The organism is Aeromicrobium phragmitis (genome assembly GCF_003674095.1).
Classification (GTDB): Bacteria; Actinomycetota; Actinomycetes; order Propionibacteriales; family Nocardioidaceae; genus Aeromicrobium; species Aeromicrobium phragmitis.
The window spans coordinates 1-737 of record NZ_RDBF01000038.1 but is presented as its reverse complement, the minus strand read 5'-3'; the positions used below and the strand labels follow the sequence as shown (position 1 = coordinate 737).

At 66.8% G+C, this 737-nt stretch carries 1 protein-coding gene; it reads right to left on the bottom strand.

The window, feature by feature from the left end:
• Window positions 1-709 (bottom strand): helix-turn-helix domain-containing protein (locus tag D9V41_RS16120; RefSeq protein WP_121795608.1); only part of this gene is annotated, 709 nt, incomplete at its 3' end.
• Window positions 710-737: the final 28 nt, after the last annotated feature.

Sequence of the window (737 nt, the reverse complement as noted above, 5' to 3'; positions counted from 1 at the left end):
TGTCGGACAGGACGCGTTCGACGGTGACGCCGCGGTCGGCGAACCACTCGACGGCTCGCTGCAGGACACCGATGGCGCTGGCTGCGGTCTCATCGGGACAGAACTCGGCGTATGCGACGCGGGAGTGAACATCGATCACCGTGTGGAGGAATGCCGTGCCGATGTTCGGGTGGCCTTTTGGTGTCCGGCCAGTCCGCAACGCTGTCTGAGCCTTGTTGCGATAGCCGCGCTGCTTTCCGACGTAGCGCCAACCGCCGCCGTCGGGGATGTTGCCGAACTTGGTGACGTCGACGTGGATCAGCGAACCCGGACGCGGGTGCTCGTAACGCCTGATCGGCTCCCCGGTGACCCGATCGATGTGGCGGAGCCGATTCAAGCGACAGCGCACCAGCACCGCGTGCACCGTTGACGGCGCGAGTCCGAGCCGGCCTCCGATCTGCACTGGCCCCAGCCGGTGGCGCCAACGCAGGGTCACGATCTGACGCTTGACGTGCTCGGGAGTGCGGTGCGGACAAGACCTGGGCCGGCTCGACCGGTCGACCATCCCGGCCGGTCCCTCAGCACGGAACCGGGCTGCCCATTTGCGGGCGGTCACGGTCGAGACCATGAACATCCTGGCCGCCTCCGACGGCTTCCAGCCGTCCTCGATGATCAGACGGGCCAGACGAAGACGTGCTCGTGGTGTGAGGGCAGCGTTAGCGTGGACCATGAAGGCCTCCTCGGTGCGAAACGGAACC